At 33.0% G+C, this 18,211-nt stretch carries 20 protein-coding genes; 11 read left to right on the forward strand and 9 right to left on the reverse strand.

The window, feature by feature from the left end; all coding sequences use genetic code 11:
* The first annotated feature begins 82 nt into the window (after positions 1-82).
* The 8 genes from ATE84_RS23390 to ATE84_RS23425 all read left to right on the forward strand — a co-directional run bounded on the left by ATE84_RS23390 (position 83) and on the right by ATE84_RS23425 (position 7,493).
* The gene (locus ATE84_RS23390) at positions 83-448 is read left to right on the forward strand and encodes a group III truncated hemoglobin (RefSeq protein ID WP_101450219.1); all 366 of its coding nucleotides are present in this window, start codon (positions 83-85) and stop codon (positions 446-448) included.
* Positions 449-674: 226 nt separating this feature from the next.
* The gene (locus ATE84_RS23395; protein WP_101450220.1) at positions 675-1,733 is read left to right on the forward strand and encodes a 3-oxoacyl-ACP synthase III family protein; all 1,059 of its coding nucleotides are present in this window, start codon (positions 675-677) and stop codon (positions 1,731-1,733) included.
* 84 nt (positions 1,734-1,817) lie between these two features.
* Positions 1,818-2,348 carry a methyltransferase gene (locus ATE84_RS23400; RefSeq protein WP_101450221.1) on the forward strand — a complete coding sequence of 177 codons (531 nt, stop codon included), beginning with the start codon at positions 1,818-1,820 and terminating at the stop codon, positions 2,346-2,348.
* A gap of 57 nt (positions 2,349-2,405) precedes the next feature.
* Positions 2,406-3,254, forward strand: a complete 849-nt coding sequence (locus tag ATE84_RS23405) for a glycosyltransferase family 2 protein (RefSeq protein WP_101450222.1) — start codon at positions 2,406-2,408, stop codon at positions 3,252-3,254.
* 95 nt (positions 3,255-3,349) lie between these two features.
* Positions 3,350-4,756, forward strand: a complete 1,407-nt coding sequence (locus ATE84_RS23410) for a TlpA disulfide reductase family protein (RefSeq protein ID WP_199176906.1) — start codon at positions 3,350-3,352, stop codon at positions 4,754-4,756.
* Between the two features lie 172 nt (positions 4,757-4,928).
* Positions 4,929-5,492: a TetR/AcrR family transcriptional regulator gene (locus ATE84_RS23415; RefSeq protein ID WP_101450223.1), complete on the forward strand. Its 564-nt coding sequence runs from the start codon at positions 4,929-4,931 to the stop codon at positions 5,490-5,492.
* Positions 5,493-5,558: 66 nt separating this feature from the next.
* A complete protein-coding gene (locus ATE84_RS23420; protein WP_101450224.1) occupies positions 5,559-6,305 on the forward strand; it encodes an SDR family NAD(P)-dependent oxidoreductase in 747 nt (248 codons plus the stop codon).
* Positions 6,306-6,440: 135 nt separating this feature from the next.
* Entirely contained in the window at positions 6,441-7,493 is a 1,053-nt protein-coding gene (locus ATE84_RS23425; RefSeq protein WP_101450225.1) for an NAD(P)/FAD-dependent oxidoreductase, read from the forward strand.
* 3 nt (positions 7,494-7,496) lie between these two features.
* On the opposite strand, the gene pafA is transcribed toward ATE84_RS23425, so the two are convergent.
* On the reverse strand, positions 7,497-9,137 hold the full coding sequence (gene pafA, locus ATE84_RS23430) for an alkaline phosphatase PafA (protein ID WP_101450226.1): 1,641 nt from the start codon (positions 9,135-9,137) through the stop codon (positions 7,497-7,499).
* A gap of 113 nt (positions 9,138-9,250) precedes the next feature.
* On the opposite strand from pafA, the gene ATE84_RS23435 reads away from it, so the two are divergent.
* A complete protein-coding gene (locus ATE84_RS23435) occupies positions 9,251-9,988 on the forward strand; it encodes an ABC transporter permease (protein ID WP_101450227.1) in 738 nt (245 codons plus the stop codon).
* A complete protein-coding gene (locus ATE84_RS23440; RefSeq protein WP_101450228.1) occupies positions 9,988-10,752 on the forward strand; it encodes an ABC transporter ATP-binding protein in 765 nt (254 codons plus the stop codon). Before ATE84_RS23435 ends, ATE84_RS23440 begins: the two co-directional genes overlap by 1 nt.
* Before the next feature lie 26 nt (positions 10,753-10,778).
* On the opposite strand, the gene ATE84_RS23445 is transcribed toward ATE84_RS23440, so the two are convergent.
* The 7 genes from ATE84_RS23445 to ATE84_RS23475 form a co-directional block, all read right to left on the reverse strand.
* On the reverse strand, positions 10,779-11,408 hold the full coding sequence (locus tag ATE84_RS23445) for a LysE family translocator (RefSeq protein ID WP_101450229.1): 630 nt from the start codon (positions 11,406-11,408) through the stop codon (positions 10,779-10,781).
* A gap of 130 nt (positions 11,409-11,538) precedes the next feature.
* Positions 11,539-11,826: a YciI family protein gene (locus ATE84_RS23450; protein ID WP_101450230.1), complete on the reverse strand. Its 288-nt coding sequence runs from the start codon at positions 11,824-11,826 to the stop codon at positions 11,539-11,541.
* A 16-nt stretch (positions 11,827-11,842) separates the two neighbouring features.
* On the reverse strand, positions 11,843-12,406 hold the full coding sequence (locus ATE84_RS23455) for a DinB family protein (RefSeq protein WP_101450231.1): 564 nt from the start codon (positions 12,404-12,406) through the stop codon (positions 11,843-11,845).
* Positions 12,407-12,411: 5 nt separating this feature from the next.
* Positions 12,412-13,320, reverse strand: coding sequence for an NAD(+) diphosphatase (gene nudC / locus ATE84_RS23460; RefSeq protein WP_158237323.1), 909 nt, complete (start codon positions 13,318-13,320; stop codon positions 12,412-12,414).
* Entirely contained in the window at positions 13,317-13,649 is a 333-nt protein-coding gene (locus ATE84_RS23465; RefSeq protein WP_101450233.1) for a helix-turn-helix domain-containing protein, read from the reverse strand. Before ATE84_RS23465 ends, nudC begins: the two co-directional genes overlap by 4 nt.
* A gap of 131 nt (positions 13,650-13,780) precedes the next feature.
* Positions 13,781-14,266 (reverse strand): pyridoxamine 5'-phosphate oxidase, encoded by a 486-nt coding sequence (locus ATE84_RS23470; RefSeq protein WP_101450234.1) that lies wholly within the window; start codon positions 14,264-14,266, stop codon positions 13,781-13,783.
* A 21-nt stretch (positions 14,267-14,287) separates the two neighbouring features.
* Positions 14,288-15,286 (reverse strand): IS1595 family transposase, encoded by a 999-nt coding sequence (locus ATE84_RS23475; RefSeq protein ID WP_101444842.1) that lies wholly within the window; start codon positions 15,284-15,286, stop codon positions 14,288-14,290.
* 513 nt (positions 15,287-15,799) lie between these two features.
* On the opposite strand from ATE84_RS23475, the gene ATE84_RS23480 reads away from it, so the two are divergent.
* Positions 15,800-16,423, forward strand: coding sequence for a hypothetical protein (locus tag ATE84_RS23480; protein ID WP_101450235.1), 624 nt, complete (start codon positions 15,800-15,802; stop codon positions 16,421-16,423).
* Positions 16,424-16,760: 337 nt separating this feature from the next.
* Here the strand turns inward: ATE84_RS23480 and ATE84_RS23485 are convergent, their stop codons facing one another.
* The gene (locus tag ATE84_RS23485; protein ID WP_233195883.1) at positions 16,761-18,206 is read right to left on the reverse strand and encodes a DUF389 domain-containing protein; all 1,446 of its coding nucleotides are present in this window, start codon (positions 18,204-18,206) and stop codon (positions 16,761-16,763) included.
* Positions 18,207-18,211 lie beyond the last annotated feature (5 nt).

Here is an 18,211-nt window from a genome sequence, read left to right on the forward strand (position 1 = left end):
GCCTCTTTTTTGTTATTATGAAAGAATAATAAAATCAATTATAGTCATAAATTGATCTTAATCTAAATAATGATTTAAACACATGAAAGATATTACATCCAGACATGATATAGAGTTCTTAATGGAAGCTTTTTATAAGGTCGCATTTGCAGACCCTATAATTGGTTTATTTTTTACTGAAATTGCAAAAGTTAATCTCAAAGAACACATTCCGGAAATTACAGATTTTTGGGAACAACAATTATTCAGAACAGGAAACTATAAAAAAAATGTGATGCAGATTCACAAAAATTTAAGCAGTAAAAAAAAATTAGAAAAGATTCATTTTGATACCTGGTTATCGCTCTTTCACAAAACAGTAGACAACCATTTTGAAGGAGAAAAGGCTCACCTCATCAAAACCCGAGCCTTATCCATTGTAACGGTTATGCAATTAAAAATAGGATAATCTCTGATGATTTTTAACCAGAATTGCGTATTAGATCTTTGTTACAAGGAATAGTTCAAAGGTATATCTTGAAGCGATTTCAAGCTGTTATATATTTTCTAATACACAATCAAGGTTTAATCAAATACATAACAAAAGAGGTTGGGCATCGTAGCGTCTACTATGCGCGCATAGTAAAATAATTCTTATTATGTACCTTACCATTCATAATCTATAATTGGGAACAATGAATATCAAAATAACGGGCACAGGGAGCTATATTCCTAATGAAATTAAAAAAAACAACGACTTTATCAATCATCAATTCTTTACTGAAAACAAGGTCTTGATCGAACATAATACTACCACTATAATTGATAAATTCAAAAAAATCACTGGTATTGAAGAACGTAGATATGCCTCTGCCCATCAAAACACTTCTGATTTAGCATTTCTTTCCGCAAAAAAAGCAATTATAGACTCAAAAATTGATCCTGAAACCCTTGATTACATTATTGTAGCCCATAATTTCGGCGATGTAGATAAAAACTCTTCTCAGGCAGATACCGTCCCCAGTCTTGCAGCAAGGGTAAAACATAAACTAAAAATAAAAAACCCGTACTGCGTCGCATATGATTTGCTTTTTGGGTGCCCTGGGTGGATAGAAGGAGTCATACAAGCCCAATCATATATAAAAAGTAATATGGCTCAAAAATGTCTTGTTATTGGAGCAGAAACTTTATCTCGTGTTATAGATAAACATGATCGGGATTCTATGATTTATTCTGATGGATCTGGAGCCGTGATACTAGAAAAAACAAAACAACCCGGAGGGATAATTTCTTCTATAAGTGCTTCTTATACATTTGAAGAAAGTAATTTTTTATTCTTCGGAAAAACAAACAATAACATCTCTAATGATGATACGAGATATATCAAAATGTATGGAAGAAAAATATATGAATTTGCTTTAAATCAAGTTCCAAAAGCAATGAAAGTCTGCCTTGATAAAACTGACATTAACATCACAGATATCAAAAAAATTATCATTCATCAAGCTAATGAGAAAATGGATGAAGCTATTGTAAAAAGGTTCTATGATCTATACGATCAGAAAGTACCTGATGGCATTATGCCCATGACTATTCAAAAGCTAGGAAATAGTAGTGTTGCTACTGTTCCTACTCTATATGACCTTATTTTAAATGATAAAGTAGAAAATCAATCCATTAAAGAAGGAGATATTTTGCTATTTGCCAGTGTAGGCGCAGGGATGAACATTAATACTCTTTTATACCAATTTTAAACCTTTTGTAAAATTCTCTTAGATGTACAGATAGTAATCTGGGTAATTGTCTATTTTTACAATATAATTACTGATTTGACTATTATGTACGAAGGAACTTTTCCTCATAAACGATATCAAAAAACTTTAGAGTTTCTTAGAGAAAACACTCCTGCTCCTGGCGCTATCCTGGATTTGGGCATTAGAAACCCTTTTGTAGAGTTTATGGAAAAAGAGGGATACACTGTATCAAATACTTCTGGTGAAGATTTAGACCTCAATACAGAAGTTGTAAAAGAAGAGGGTATTGAAATCGTTACTGCTTTCGAAATTTTTGAGCACCTTATTGCACCTTTTAATGTTCTACGAGACATTAAATCAGATAAATTAGTGGCTTCTATCCCATTAAAACTATGGTTCTCTCCTGCCTATCGCAGTAAAACTGATCCATGGGACAGACACTATCACGAATTTGAAGATTGGCAATTTGATTGGTTGCTCGAAAAAGCTGGCTGGGAAATAAAAGCTAGAAATAAATGGACTCATCCTATCAAAAAGATTGGTTTACGCCCCTTATTAAGACTTTTTACACCAAGATATTATATTGTTTACGCCGAGAGGATTAAAAATTCTTAGTTTCTCTCTTCTTAGTTTTTTAACTTTATACCTGAAACCAAAAACTTCAATTATTTCTTGAATATATATATTGTCATACCTGCTCATAATGAAGACCGTTTCATTGCAAAGACTCTCGATTCTTTGGTATTACAAACACTTACTCCTTCTAAAATAGTAGTGGTTAATGATAATTCTACAGACAATACAAAAGATATCATAAGTGAATATACAAATGCATATGATTATATATCAATAGTAAATACTCAGGCTACCAAAGATCATATGCCCGGTAGTAAAGTGATCAATGCCTTTTATCAAGGTTTCAAAACATTAGACACTAACTATGATATCATTTGTAAATTTGATGCAGACCTTATTTTCCCTCCAGATTATTTAGCAAAAATCACTCGTCATTTTCAGGACAACGATAAAGCAGGAATGGTAGGTGGATTTTGTTATGTAGAAAAAGACAAAAAATGGGTTCTAGAAAATTTAACCAACAAAGATCATATTCGAGGTGCATTAAAAGCATACCGCAAAACATGTTTTGAAGATATTAATGGTCTCAAACCTGCAATGGGTTGGGATACTATAGATGAGTTATTAGCTCAATATTGTAATTGGGAAATACAAACCGATACCTCTTTACATGTCAAGCATCTTAAACCTACCGGAAACACATACAATCCTAAAGCAAAATATAAACAAGGAGAAGCCTTTTATCGTATGCGATATGGTTTTTGGATTACACTAATTGCTTCTATAAAATTAGCACTCCTCAAAAAGCGACCAGGTCTAATCAGTGATTATCTAACTGGGTATTATAAAGCAAAAGTAAAAAAAGAAGCATTCCTTGTTTCTGAAAAAGAAGGTGATTTTATTCGTAAACTTCGTTGGAAAAAAATGAAAAAAAAGTTTATATAACAAACACTCTTAATTAGAAAAACTAGCATCGCTTTAACTTTTATACAATAAATTATTCTTACATTGAAACATTAATTTTTTTAAAAAATAACTTCATGAACATCAAACAACTTCTTTTAGCATCAAGTTGCGCATTATTCTTAGCTTCCTGTAATAAAAATAGCAACGCAGAAAAAGTAGATTATGTGCTTTTCTCTGGAAAAGTAAGTAATGTCGTAGAAAATGAGATTAGTGTATTCGGAAATGATAATGGCTTCCAAAAAGCAATCTCAATTAATGAAGATGGGACATTCTCTGATACTTTAAAGATTGAATCTAAAGGCTCTTATGGTTTTATGATTGGTCGCGAAAGGTCATCCTTGTATTTAGATCATGGAGATCAATTAGAATTAACAATAGATACTAAGCAGTTTGATGAAAGTATAAAATACACAGGTACCGCTGCAGATGCCAACAACTATTTGGCAGAAAAAGCTTTAATAGAAGAAAGCCTTTTTGCTGGTGGCCCAGAAGGGTATAAAAAACTCTTCGTTAGTGAGGTCGATGAGTTTAAAAAATTAGTATCGCAAAATGAACAAGCTAAAAATGATGCGATTAAAAAATATAAAGATTTAGGCCCCGAATTTGCAACTATCCAAACTAAGGATAATCGCTATGAATATTTATCAATGCTAAATAATTATCAATCAACTCATAGTCATTATACAAAAAAAGAAGACTATAAAACTCCAGAAGGTTTTTTGGATGAATTAAAAGATTTTAATATTGATAATGCCGAAGATTATGAGAAATCTAACGCTTATAGAAGATTAAGCTCTGATGTTTTTTATAGAATTTCTCAAGAAAAAGCTGCCAAAGACAGCATTTCTATGGATAAAGCAATGATGGAGAATTTGGCTCAAATAAAAAGTAAAAATATCAAAAATGCTTTTATAAAAAATATAGCATATCAGGTATCTCCAAGAAATGAGAATGCTGCAGAATTGTATGATATGCTTATGGCAGTCTCAGACGACGACGAATTTAAAAGTGAATTAACTAATAAATTTGAAAAAATAAAAGTATTGGTTAAAGGCAATCAGTCTCCTGTATTTAATGATTACGAAAATTATAAAGGAGGTACAACTTCATTAAGTGATCTTAAAGGAAAATATGTATACATTGATGTTTGGGCTACCTGGTGTGGACCTTGTAAAGCAGAAATCCCACATCTAAAGAAAATCGAAAAACAATACCACAATAAAAACATCGAATTCGTAAGTATCTCTATAGATAAAAAACCACAACATGATACTTGGAAAACAATGGTAAAAGAAAAAGAATTAGGTGGAGTTCAATTATTTGCAGATAACGATTGGAGATCTCAATTTATTGTAGATTACGGCATTAGAGGAATCCCAAGATTTATATTGATTGATCCCGAAGGTAAGATTGTAAGTGCAAGTGCACCAAGGCCATCTGACTCAGAACTGATAGAGGTTTTTAATAAACTAAATATCTAAGATTACTTTCTTATTTTTAAAAAATAAAAACATAAATCCGCAAATTCTATTACTATAGGATTTTGCGGATTTATTATAGATAGATGACCTGTTTTTATAGCTCTTTTGAATAATATCAATTTAAAAACAGACAGACTTGTCTATTTTTAAAATTATTTTGTAGTTTTGTATCGTGAAACACTCTTTAGTAAGACAACACATCATAGAAACTGCCTCTGATCTCTTTTACCAAAAAGGATATAATCGCACGGGTATAAATGAAATCATAAAAGAAGCAGGTATTGCAAAAGCAACGCTATACAATCATTTTGCTTCAAAAGAAGATATTTGCCTTGCCTATCTTAAGTTTAGAAATGACTTATTTACAAAAAACATAAAAACCTTTGTGAGCAACGCCAAAAAGGGAAAAGATCAGCTTTATGCCTTATTTCATTTTCTTGCGGAGTTTTTTGCCGAAAAAGATTTTAATGGGTGCTGGTGTGTAAATACCGTTGCTGAAATCCCAAGAGAAAACGAAAAAATCAGAAAAGAGATACAAAAACAAAAAGAAGAATTTATTGAATTCATAAAAGAACTGGTAGAACAAAACTATAGTCAGAATACAACTTCAGAAAATGAGGCACTAGCCAAAAAGATTTATTTAATATATGAAAGTTCAATTTCTGAAAGTAAGTTACATCAAAATCAATGGCCAATAGATACTGGTTTATCTCTTTGTAAAATCATACTGAATTAAAAAAATTTTATTAATTAAAGACAGACTTGTCTGTTCAGTTTTATTCATCTTAAAAAAAAACAAAAAATGACAACATTCAAAAACAAGACAGCCTTAGTTATTGGTGGTACTAGCGGAATCGGTAAAGCTACCGTAAATACTTTAATCGAAGGGGGTGCTACCGTGCATGTAGTAGGGAGAAATATATCCAAAATACCAGATGCAGATAACATGATTAAACACCAGGTAGATATCACAGATACAGTCAGTGTAAATGAATTAACCAATACCATTTCTGGATTAGACCGCTTAGATTACCTGGTAAACGCATCAGGAATCTTTGGACCAAAAGCATTTTTGGATCATACAGTAGCGGATTATGATTCTTACCAAGACCTTAACAGAGGTTTCTTTTTTATTACTCAATCTGCTGCTAAGAAAATGAAAGAAAATAATAGTGGATCTATTGTAAATGTCGGTTCGATGTGGGCAAAACAAGCTGTAAAAGCGACTCCTTCTTCCGCTTATTCTATGCAAAAAGCAGGACTACACACTCTTACTCAACACTTGGCAATGGAGCTCGCAGACCATGGGATTAGAGTAAATGCGGTATCTCCTGCTGTAGTCGAAACTCCAGTTTATGATAGTGTTTTTGGAAGTGCAGAAGAAGCTAAAAAAGCATTAGTAGGATTTAATAATTTTCATCCTATAGGAAGAAATGGAACTCCACAAGATATTGCAAATAGCATCACCTTTCTATTATCAGATAAAGCTTCCTGGGTAACCGGTGCGATATGGGATACCGATGGAGGTGTAATTGCCGGGCGTAATTAACCAAATACACAAGACTAGTTCTATATAGTGTTATTACTATTATTCGTCTTATCAAAAAACAAGAATTGTAAATTCATAAAATAACATTCGAGTAAAGTCTCAAAAAAGAGGCTTTACTCTCCATATTTAACCATAATGAAATCAGAAGTACTTATAATTGGTGCAGGATTAACAGGATTATTACTAGCATATAGATTAAAAAAGCAAGATATTTCTTTTAAAGTTATCGAAGCCAGAAGTAGAATTGGAGGTAGAATACATACTGTTCTTACAAACGATGAAACACCAATAGAAATGGGAGCTACCTGGATAGGAATCCAGCATCAGGAGTTATTAAAAGTAGTAGAGGAATTAAAACTTCCTGTTTTTGAACAATTCATGAAAGGGAATGCACTATTCGAACCCCTATCTACTTCCCCACCTCAACAAATACAATTACCACCTAATCAACAACCAAGTTATCGGATACAAGGAGGAACTATTGCATTACTCAATACTTTGGCTTCACCTTTGGATAAGAAAGAACTTGTTTTAAATGAAAAAATAACAAGTATTCATTATTCAAAAAATCAATTTGAAATTAATACTGCAAACCACAACTATCACGTAAATAAAGTAGTGTCTACATTGCCACCTAGGCTTCTGGTAAACACAATACATTTTAATCCTCCTTTACCTAAAAACAGTATTGAAATAGCAAATAATACCCATACCTGGATGGGAGATTCTATAAAATTTGGGATTTCTTACAAAAGGCCATTTTGGAAGGAAAACAAATATTCAGGAACTGTATTTAGTAATGTGGGGCCTATAACAGAACTATATGATCATTCGAATGATAGAAACACCAAATATGCTCTAAAAGGCTTTTTACAAAGTGAAATGCATATGGAGACCGAAAAGAATAGAAAATCTAAGGTGATACATCAACTCCAAAAACTCTTTGGTAATGATGCCTTAGAATACTCCCAGTATAAGGAAAAAATCTGGAGAAAAGAACCCAATACCTTTAAGGGTTCTGAACATTTTATCTTTCCTCATCAAAATAATGGCCATCCTGTCTACCAAAAAGTTTTTTTTGACAACAACTTATTTATTGCCGGAGCCGAAACTGCAATCCAATTTGGAGGATATATGGAAGGTGCGGTTCAAAGTGCACAATCCATATATCAAAAATTAAAAGGATAACTCCTACTCTAACACAAAGGATAACACTTTTCCTGTAGCTCCGTTAGGAAAAGTAATTCCTAATAAAGCAGAGATAGTAGACGCAATATCCGGGATATATGTTTCTTGAGTTGTACTTCCTTTTTGTATTCCTTTCCCAAAAAACAATAAAGGAGCATGAGTATCATAAGCCAGGCCACTCCCATGAGTTGAACCTGTTTTAGAATAAGATATCGTAGCAGGATCCATCACATATACCACATCACCACTTCTTTTTTGATTATATCCTTTTTGAATCAATGCTGCAATACCTGTAACATATTCACCTGTTTCTAATTGATTTCTGGTAAACACTTTATCAATTTGATTTTCCTGAAGTATATAATGAGCGAGTGCTTTCTCTAGATTTTCAGCAGATATTGCATTCTTTTTCAATATATTATAATTAAAAAACACTTGATTGTTTGATATATTTTCGATCAACCCATCTACTTTAAATTGTGCTTTTACAAATGCTTTAACTTTAGTTGTAAATGCATCTCTATCAAAGTAACCTGCAGGAATTTTAACAGATTTCAAATATGACGGTACATGTACAGCTCCATGATCAGCTGTAAGGAAAACAGTATATTGCCCCTTACCTACTTTAGTATCCAGAGTATCAAAAAAACGTTCTAAATCTTTATCTAATCGCAAATATGTATCTTGAATTTCTTTAGAATTTACTCCAAAGTTATGCCCAACATAATCTGTACTAGAAAAACTCACCGTGAGAAAATCAGTAGTCTTATCACCTCCCAGTTGTTCTCCTTCGATTGCAGCAATTGCAAAATCGGTAGTTAAGCTGTTTCCATAAGCCGAAGCTTTAATGATATCATATCCCATATTCTGATCTTTTAACTTTGCTAGATCATAAGGAAACGTAGCTGTTTCTTTACCTTTAAATCCACCTTCAAACTGATTTTGATCAGGGCCACTTTCTGTATATGTATTGATATCATAAAGAGTATTCCATACTTTTAAGTAAGACTCTGCCTGGTTAGAAGCATTAAATTTTTTAACCCAATCTGGTAGTTCGTTACGATAATAGGTACTTGTTATCCATTTTCCTTCATCTTTACCTCTAAACCAATATGCACCATTAGCAGAATGACCAGCTGGTAGAATAGCACCTCGGTCTTTTATTGCAATACCAATTGTTTTTCCTTTTAATTGTGTATGCAATCTATTTTGATCACTTATAGTAGACGTTTTCATGCGATGAGGAGACATTCGTTCCATTTCGCTATTGGATCCTACCGCTTTGACCAACGAATCGCTTGCACAATACACCATTGCTTTACCAAATTTATCATACCAATGATTAGAGATAATTCCATGATTTTTTGGCGTAGTCCCTGTATATACAGATGCATGACCAGGCCCTGTATAAGTAGGTACATAATTAAAATGATTGTTTTTGCAATTAAAACCTTCATTAATCATACGTTTAAATCCCTTATCACCGAATCGATTATAGAAACGCGTTAAATAATCGTATCGCATTTGGTCTACAACAATACCAACTACCAGCCTTGGTGAACTATTGATCTGAACAGCTTCCTGTGCTTTACAGGGTATGCTGCACAATACAACTAATAAGATTAGAAATATTCTTTTTGTCATTATATTTTGAGTTTAAATAGCTAAAATACTATTACTACAAATGTAAAACTTTAATAGAAGGTTAAATGCTATGGATATTTTTTTTTCTATTTTAGCCTTTCTAATTATAATGCATGTTTTACTTAGACGATATTGGTCGCTATTTTTTAATGTTAAAAGGTGTTTTTAGTCGAATGACTAAAGGTTCTGTAATACGGAATCTAATATTTAAAGAGATAGATGATCTAATTATTGGTTCTTTAGGAATAACCATATTTTTAGCCTTTTTTATTGGTGCTGTTGTAGCTATTCAAACTGCACTTAATCTTACGAATCCTCTAATTCCTAAAAAACTTATTGCTTTTGCATCAAGGCAATCTGTAATACTTGAATTTGCTCCCACATTTATTTCTGTTATCATGGCAGGTAAAGTAGGCTCTTTTATTACCTCAAGTATTGGTACAATGCGAGTAACCGAGCAAATCGATGCACTAGAGGTAATGGGTATCAACTCTCTCAATTATTTAGTTTTCCCTAAAATCATTGCCATGCTTACTTATCCTTTTATTATTGCGATAGCAATGTTTGTAGGTATATTTGGAGGATATGTTGCTGGAGTTTATGGGGGATTTATTTCTAGCTCAGAATTTTTGACAGGACTGCGAGAGGAGTTTATTCCTTATCACCTGATATATGCTTTTATAAAAACTTTTTTATATTCTTTTCTACTAGCAACCATACCATCATTTCATGGGTATTATATGAAAGGTGGTGCACTAGAAGTTGGTAAAGCAAGTACTTCTGCATTTGTATGGACTACGGTTTCTATTGTCATATCTAATTATATTCTCACTCAACTATTATTAAGCTAATGATAGAAGTTACCAATTTACATAAAGGGTTTAACGGAGAAGAAATTCTAAAAGGAATTACTACAACCTTTGATAGAGGCAAAACTAATCTCATCATTGGTACCAGTGGAAGTGGTAAAACTGTATTCTTAAAATGCTTACTTGGCCTTTTTACTCCAGAGCAAGGTTCTATTTGCTATGATGGCAGTACTTATTCTGAACTCAATGAAGAAGAACAAAGAGACCTAAGAGAACAAATGGGAATGGTTTTTCAAGGCAGCGCTCTATTTGATTCTATGACAGTAGAAGAAAATGTAATGTTTCCTCTAATGATGTTTACCAAACAGAAAAAGGAAGAAATGTTAGAAAGAGTTCATGAGGTTTTAGATCGTGTACATCTTGAAAATGCTGAGAAAAAATTACCTTCAGAAATTAGCGGTGGGATGCAAAAGCGTGTCGCTATAGCCCGTGCCATAGTAACACGACCAAAATACCTATTCTGTGATGAACCTAATTCTGGACTTGATCCCAGAACGGCTATTGTTATAGATAACCTTATTAAAGAAATTACCGAAGAATATAATATCACTACAGTAATTAATACACATGATATGAATTCGGTAATGGAAATTGGAGAAAAAATCGTTTTTCTTAAAAATGGACACCTGGAATGGGAAGGTGATAAAACCCAAATATTTAAAACCGATAACAAAGCAGTAACCGATTTTGTATACTCTTCTAATTTGTTTAAAAAAGTTCGAGACGCTCAATTAAAAGGATTATAACTATCAGCTTAGACAAAAGCTATCTACTACGTATTAGTTCGCCTTACCATTGATAATAATACTCCACTAAAAATCAATAGAGATCCTATGATTTTATTTTGCAAATGAATTTTTTCTTTGTTTTCAAGATATTTTTTTAACCTGGATGCAAATCTAACATACATAAAAAGACTGATTCCATCTATCAACAGATAAGTTATTCCCAGTAATAGTACTTGAGGTGCAAAAGCAAGACTTTCATCAATAAACAACGGAAATAATGCAGCAAAAAACACAATTGCTTTTGGGTTAGATGCCGACATAAAAAAGCCTTCACTGTATAATTTTAAAAAATCTTTTTCTCTATTCTCTTTTTTGAATTGCTCGACATTTGGTTTTGAAATAATTTTTGTCACCCCCATATATATCAAATATCCAACACCAATCCATTTTATCAGTCCAAAAATGTCTCCCGAAGAAATAACAATAGATGCTAATCCCAGAGAGGACAAAAGTATTTGTATAGCATTTGCAGATAAGTCTCCGAATATCGTTCCAACTGTTTTCTTTGTTCCATAATTCATACTATTAGCAGAAGCAAGTAGTACACTTGGTCCTGGAGTCACTGCAATAATGAATACTGTTCCGATAAATGAAATCCATAGTGTTAAATTCATGTGCTAACTTTTATGATATATTTCTTGGTTTATTTTGTTTAAAGCTACTAAATTTTCTACTACTTCTCACATCAACTATTCATATGATACTGTATCCTGAATTTTTCAATGCTTCTCATCTTTATTCTTTTTATTTACAATAACGCCCCAAATCTACTGTACTCATTACCGGTATAAACTCTACCAAGTTATATTCTGCTACTTCTTTTTGTATTAGCGGATCTTTATCTAAGATTTCATAAACTTCTTCTTCTGAATCACAATTTGCAATTACAACCCCTCTTGTTCTAGGTGATTTGGGCCCTCCTAATATAAATTTCCCCATCTTGTATTGTTCTGAAATATAATTACGATGGACTTCAGTAAAACGATTAACTTCTTCTATTGGTTTAATAAAATTAAAATTGACAATAAACATAATATACTCTATAATTTTAGTTATTATTTATTTGAATCTCTTCTGGTTTTATACCTAAATACCTTTCTTTTATAATATTAAAATGCCGTAACTCATGTCCTGCAATATGATATACTAATCCTCTTACAGTTCTGCTATTAATATTCCCAGAAGACATCCCGCTTCTCATAAAACAATCATCTGGCAAATAGTTAAACAATGCTATGGTTGATTTTCTTACTACTTCATATTCGTCGAATATGCTTTCTAAACTTCTATCATTGGCTTTAGAATAAATTGCATACTCATTTTCTTCGAATCCAGGCAAAGGCGTTTTGTCATTTCTTGCATACCGTAATGCGCGATATGAAAAAATACGTTCATCGTCAATAATGTGTACCAGGATTTCTTTAATAGTCCACTTATTCTTAGCATACCTATGGTACAATTTTCCTTCTGGCAGGTTGCATATAAAGTTTTTGATTGTAATGAAGTTATCCCACAAATGATTTAAAATCTTACCATCATCCTGCAACAAATTCATATACATATGAGAATAAGCAGGAAACTCACCAGAAACAGGCTTATTAATTTCCCTCATAACGCTTAGTTTAGATTGTTATTTGCCCAGGTTTCTATTAAAAATCTAGCGATAGAATCTGGTCTTGAAAGTGTTAACTCTCCTTTTGACGCAAGCTTATGTATTTCTTCTGCCGAAAACCAAGCTGCATCTTTAATTTCTTCGCCATCTACCTGAAATGCCATTTGCTCTACTTCTGCAACAAACCCCATCATCAAAGATGATGAAAATGACCATGGTTGTGAATCAACATAGCGTAAATTAGTCACCTCAACATTCACTTCTTCTTTCATTTCTCTGGCTACAGCATCTTCAAGGCTTTCACCAATCTCAACAAACCCAGCAAATGTGGAACATATATACCCTTTATCTATTTTTCTTTTACTCAATAAACATAATGGTTGCCCTTTTTTCGGTTTATATTCAATAAGTACAATAATAGCTGGTGAGATTTGTGGATAGAAAATTGTAGAACATTTCGGATTTTTACATTTCTTACTATGCCCATTTTCCCAGCTTTTGGTATCTACTCCACAAGCGCCACAAAATCTGGTTATCTGATGCCATTTATTAATACCTAAAGCATAGGCCAAAAGTGCCGCCTGTTCATTTTCTAATTGACCAACCAGATCCCTAACATCATAAAATCGACCCCCTTTTAAAATTTCTGAAACACTTTCTATATTTGCTTTTGTTAGTTCGGCTGTCCATATTTTTTTGTCTTTCTGTATTCCTAAAAAAGAGCTACTAAGGGAAACCTGAGTAAATAATTCTAAAGGAAACAACGCTAACTCTTTTCTTTCCTTTTCGTGAAAGAAATAAAATTTATGCTGAAACGACACAATCAAAACATCATTTGCAGAAATTGTCGAAGAAGCCTTTCTATTTTCAATATCTCTATCAAAAAAAGGATTACTATAGTATTGTTTTTTCATTTTGAGGGATAGTTCTTTGCCCAGGTTTTTGCCCATTTACCCAGAGGAGATAATAATTCAAATAACTCTTTTCCTTGTTGAGTTAACATATATCCATCAATAGACCGTTCAATAAGGTGAGATTCTGTTAATTCTTTTAACCTCTTGTTCAGCGTAGTAGGAGAAATTGACTCACAATACTCTTGTAACTTTCTAAACGTACTTGGACCTCTATACAAATGCCATATTACTCCCATAGTCCAACTTCTTCCTAAAAGATCAAAAAGAGCCATAATAGGTTGTCCGGTTTTTGATCCTCTAACTGGTTTTCCTGGTTTTGGTGTTGCCATAATATAAATTGCTACATATTTAATAGCAAAGCTACATAAAATGTAGCATTTAAACAACAAGAAACAAATATCAACAAAACACTAGCTCTATCTTCCTGCTACTAATCTATTCAAAATGAGAAAGTAACTCATTATAATTCGTTGGTCATTTTGCCAAGATTTATTTTTTCGGCTTTAGTAAAATATATTTCTCTTACATATTCCATTTTTCCCCACAGGTAAGTATTTCCCTTCAGTCCCTTTGTAGTTTTCATTCTTCTATTTAAGCGTCCAGTTTCTTTACCAGTTGCTTTTCTTCTCTCCCCTAACTCTCCATAGAGTTTAACAGCAGGGTGATTAGGGAATTTTCCTTTAAATAATGATTTGATCCAAAAAAAACGACTGCTATTTACTCCCAAGGCACATATATTCTTATTTTTTTTGGCATGATCTGGCAGTTTTGAAGGAAACTTTTCAAAATAGAAACCAGTTTGATTGTCATTCAGAAATAATGACCCTATTGGTGTTACAGTTGGGTTATTATCAGCATCAACAGATGCAATCGACACATAAAAGTTAGATTTAAAACTTTTATTGAAGTGTTGTCTTATCGTATTCCAATCTGTTTGTATATTCATTTTTACTTCTAATTTATATGGCTAAGTTCTAAAAAGCATATTATTTACTACTATGTTTTTAAATTCCATCCAGGCAGTATTGGAAGCAAAGGCTATAGCTGCTACGGTTGCCATTTTACTGGTTGAATTTTTTATTTTTTCTAAGACTAAAAACCAATTCAGATAATTCTGAAGGTATTTTGTTGCCACTCCATTGAAGGGCTCCATAAATTTCCTTAGACGCATATCCATATTATTCACATTTTGTACGTGATATATTTTGTCAACAGCTCTTTGACCCTTCGAAGCATTAAATTTTTTGTGTGCTACCTTCTTGTCTTTTGCAAATGCAGTATAGCTTCTGTGACTGTCGCTACAAAGGGTTTCTACTTTAGCCAACTTCCCTTGTAATATAGTCTCCAAGTCACTTTTACTAATGCGACCTCTGGTAGCTACTTTGAAATCTTTGTTCCCTGATCGGTCACAACTGGCTATCACAGCTACTTTTTCATTACTGAGACCAGCTTTACTTGCCTTTGCGCCACGTTTTCTAGCAGGACGATCCAAATTTCGATTCCCTTTTTCAGAGTAAGCAAAGAAAAGATCATCACTCTCTAGGATTCCTTGGAATTCATCCACACTTACGCTCCCAAAGGAGACAAGTAATTTGTGCCTCCAATCAAAAGAAGTCTGAATAGAAATCCCTGTTTCTTTGGCACTCTTGCGAATACTATATCCAGAGAGTAAACAGAATAAATAACGATTAACTTTGTCTTTCTTCTTGAGGTTGTACCAGAACTTACCGGTAGTTTCACTAAAGTTTTTATGACAAGTATTACAAACATAGCGCTGTACTCCTTTGAGCTTACCATTAGCCTTAATTTTATTGCACTTACAATGAGGACAGCTTATGGCTTTACTCTGATTGCTATCAATCAGGGCTGAACCCTCAGTAGAGATCTCCAATAATGTGGAAACAATTTCTGATTGAACCAAAGCCGATGAACTAATGAAAAAATCTCTAAAATCTTCTGGTATCATTTCTCCGTTTTTATAAAGTAAAGATAAAACATATTCTAATTAGAACTTAGCCATTTATATGTAATAAACGATCAATCTAGAATTGCCTTCATTAATTTATAAATATTATTTTCTTTTTCGTCTTTGGTTAGTTTGATTAGATAATATCTTCGCACTACGTCAAAAGCTTATAAATCAACCTAAATTAGTGTTTTACCGTACCAAAAACAAGTATACATTATATCCTTACATTAAGTTTATCATGTAGACGTTAGCAACTGAATTAAAAACAATAAAAACACATACTCAAGTTACTGTTCATAATTTTAAGTTCATCAAAATCCGTTAGATTTTTGCAAAATACAATGGATATACACTTAGATGTTATGAGAAATACATAGCAAACTTCACTTCAAACAGAGAAATATATTTTGTATTAGGCATTGATTTTAGTTCGCTAAACACTAAAAATCACTGAAAACAGTGGAGTTTAAAATACTTCCAAAGCATAATTTTGTCTCAAAACAATGCATTATGCGTAATTTATATATTGTATTTTCTTTTATTATATATCAAGGATATGCTCAAGGTATTGAGTTGGAAAATTACTCCAAAAATGATAGTTTAAGGAAAAATGGCATAGGAATTCAACTATTTGCTAATGTAGGTATCGCAACAACGAACATGAGTGATGTTGTTGACACCTCGGGTTTCTTCAATATTGTGGGAAGTTTATTTTCTAGTGGGATTACAGTAGAAACAGGGATAGGAATCCGAATTTTTGACAAGAGAACAGAAACTATTGGTTACAGTTCTGATGGAAACTATAATTCATTTTATCAAGGTATTAATAAAACATCATATTTACTTATAGCAGGGTATGAATTTGGGCATCTTAATCTAGATCAGATATATCATGGTCCAAAACTGAGTACCCAAGTCTTTCTTTATGATCTATTTGTAATCGGATTAAGCAGTTCATACCTTAATGGAAACAACCAGTGGAGATGTATTGTAAGGCCCGAAATAGGTATAGGGATTAGTGATGTATTTAGTCTTACCTACCAGTATACACTTTTTGGCGACACCTCTACATTCTTCCCTTCAGGTTATGATAGGAATCTATTCAGTTTAAAGGTTGTATTTGACATCAAATAGTCGCCGTTTTTGAAGTTTTCATTGAGATAAAAAACCTCATATCAGCATATGAGATCATGATAGCTAAGGGGTAGATTCACAGAAAAAAAACGTACTACAACACCTGTAATCATTGCACTAGCCTATAATTCATTATAAAACAACATATCCTAAACCTCTCTCTGCAGAAGCGTTCTTTATCTTGTACCGTTTAAGACCTTTATTTTAGACCGAAGCCCTACTCTTCTTTCCCTCAAAACTTCGAGTATATCTTTTTGAAATTATTTGATAATTCATTATACCCCTATAAAGGCTAAAGCTTATAAAAATTATGTAAAGGATATGCTTTTTTCACTACCTACTCCACATACAATGTATCTGCTTTCATTTCTTTGGTAATCCATTCTTGTAGCCTGTTTACCCTAATCGTATTAAGGCTATCAGACACCTGAAATTTCCATCTTGGGAAGATGACTTGTACGGTATCTACTTTTAAGAAGTTTGATTTTTGCACCTCGCCATACCCTAGTTCTGCCAGATCAGGGAATCGTATTTTTGCATCTTTTGCTATACTCGCATATGGCATTACAGTTACAGGAACCACTTTGTTTGCCTCTTTTAGCTGGGTTTCCAGACCTGCTATCTTAATCTTGAGATCTTCAATTTCATCCAAAAGCTTATCATTTTCTTTTTCTACACGGTTTAACTGCTCGATCGATCGATCATATGCTTTGGATATCTGGTCAATCCCTCTTGATTTATTACCATTTATTGCTAATGTAAAATCACTAATACTCGTATATTTTTTGATTTCATTTTGCAAATCACTCACTGTTGCTTCATTAATTTCCCCATCGAAATATAATTTTATAGACTCGTTGTTATAGTCATAGAAATCCTTTCTGAGATATAAGCTCTCATTAGCATCAATCTCATTAGCTTTAAATGCTTTATAATCCCGCTCTGCATTACTCTCATTAAGGGTAATATAAAATGTATAACTCGCAGGTATCATTACTAATATCGCTAATAAGGAGGCTAGCTGTGCTATGCGTTTTCTTTTTGCAGAATTGGCATACCGTAACATCGGAAAACGTAATAATTTGGAAACAATAAATGTAGATAATGCTATAAAAGTGGCATTAATAGAAAACAAATACAATGCTCCTAGGGCATACTCTAATTTCCATTCTGCAATACCATATCCTACTGTACACAAAGGCGGCATTAAGGCTGTGGCAATTGCTACTCCTGCTATGGCATTAGGCATTGTTCCTTTTTTAGACTTGGCAACAATTAATGCCAAACCTCCAAAAACCGCAACCAATACATCCAGGATAGTAGGTGCCGTTCTGGATTCTAACTCAGGAGTTAATTCTGTTAACGGAGAAGCCCAAAAATATAAGGTGGCAGCAAGAACACTTAGACCTACCATTACGCCCAGATTAACCAAGGATCGCCTTAAGGTATCAATATCATTAATCGCAATAGATAATCCAACTCCTACAATCGGCCCCATTAATGGAGAAATTAACATCGCTCCTATCACTACTGCTGTAGAACTTACATTAAGACCAATAGACGCTACAAATACCGAAAAAATAAGAATCCAGGCATTGTGCCCTTTAAAAGGAATATCATTCTTAACATCTTCTATTGTTTGATCCTTATCCGTCTCTGATCTTATATCTAATAGTTCTCTAACAAATGTATTAGCGCTGGCAAAAAGACCTTTGGCATCTCTCTTTACTGTTTCTGCCATCTCATCCTGATCAGGAACGGGTTGATTTGTATTTTCTGTCATTGTAC

The organism is Aquimarina sp. MAR_2010_214 (genome assembly GCF_002846555.1).
In the GTDB taxonomy this organism is placed as follows: domain Bacteria; phylum Bacteroidota; class Bacteroidia; order Flavobacteriales; family Flavobacteriaceae; genus Aquimarina.

What these genes read in the sequence shown, in the direction of transcription:
- ATE84_RS23390 (WP_101450219.1), top strand. Translation starts at nt 83, where the DNA reads ATGAAAGATATTACATCCAGACATGATATAGAGTTCTTAATGGAAGCT.
- ATE84_RS23395 (WP_101450220.1), top strand. Translation starts at nt 675, where the DNA reads ATGAATATCAAAATAACGGGCACAGGGAGCTATATTCCTAATGAAATT.
- ATE84_RS23400 (WP_101450221.1), top strand. Translation starts at nt 1,818, where the DNA reads ATGTACGAAGGAACTTTTCCTCATAAACGATATCAAAAAACTTTAGAG.
- ATE84_RS23410 (WP_199176906.1), top strand. Translation starts at nt 3,350, where the DNA reads ATGAACATCAAACAACTTCTTTTAGCATCAAGTTGCGCATTATTCTTA.
- ATE84_RS23420 (WP_101450224.1), top strand. Translation starts at nt 5,559, where the DNA reads ATGACAACATTCAAAAACAAGACAGCCTTAGTTATTGGTGGTACTAGC.
- ATE84_RS23425 (WP_101450225.1), top strand. Translation starts at nt 6,441, where the DNA reads ATGAAATCAGAAGTACTTATAATTGGTGCAGGATTAACAGGATTATTA.
- pafA (WP_101450226.1), bottom strand. Translation starts at nt 9,137, where the DNA reads ATGACAAAAAGAATATTTCTAATCTTATTAGTTGTATTGTGCAGCATA.
- ATE84_RS23435 (WP_101450227.1), top strand. Translation starts at nt 9,251, where the DNA reads ATGTTTTACTTAGACGATATTGGTCGCTATTTTTTAATGTTAAAAGGT.
- ATE84_RS23440 (WP_101450228.1), top strand. Translation starts at nt 9,988, where the DNA reads ATGATAGAAGTTACCAATTTACATAAAGGGTTTAACGGAGAAGAAATT.
- ATE84_RS23445 (WP_101450229.1), bottom strand. Translation starts at nt 11,408, where the DNA reads ATGAATTTAACACTATGGATTTCATTTATCGGAACAGTATTCATTATT.
- ATE84_RS23450 (WP_101450230.1), bottom strand. Translation starts at nt 11,826, where the DNA reads ATGTTTATTGTCAATTTTAATTTTATTAAACCAATAGAAGAAGTTAAT.
- ATE84_RS23455 (WP_101450231.1), bottom strand. Translation starts at nt 12,406, where the DNA reads ATGAGGGAAATTAATAAGCCTGTTTCTGGTGAGTTTCCTGCTTATTCT.
- nudC (WP_158237323.1), bottom strand. Translation starts at nt 13,320, where the DNA reads ATGAAAAAACAATACTATAGTAATCCTTTTTTTGATAGAGATATTGAA.
- ATE84_RS23465 (WP_101450233.1), bottom strand. Translation starts at nt 13,649, where the DNA reads ATGGCAACACCAAAACCAGGAAAACCAGTTAGAGGATCAAAAACCGGA.
- ATE84_RS23470 (WP_101450234.1), bottom strand. Translation starts at nt 14,266, where the DNA reads ATGAATATACAAACAGATTGGAATACGATAAGACAACACTTCAATAAA.
- ATE84_RS23475 (WP_101444842.1), bottom strand. Translation starts at nt 15,286, where the DNA reads ATGATACCAGAAGATTTTAGAGATTTTTTCATTAGTTCATCGGCTTTG.
- ATE84_RS23480 (WP_101450235.1), top strand. Translation starts at nt 15,800, where the DNA reads ATGCGTAATTTATATATTGTATTTTCTTTTATTATATATCAAGGATAT.
- ATE84_RS23485 (WP_233195883.1), bottom strand. Translation starts at nt 18,206, where the DNA reads ATGACAGAAAATACAAATCAACCCGTTCCTGATCAGGATGAGATGGCA.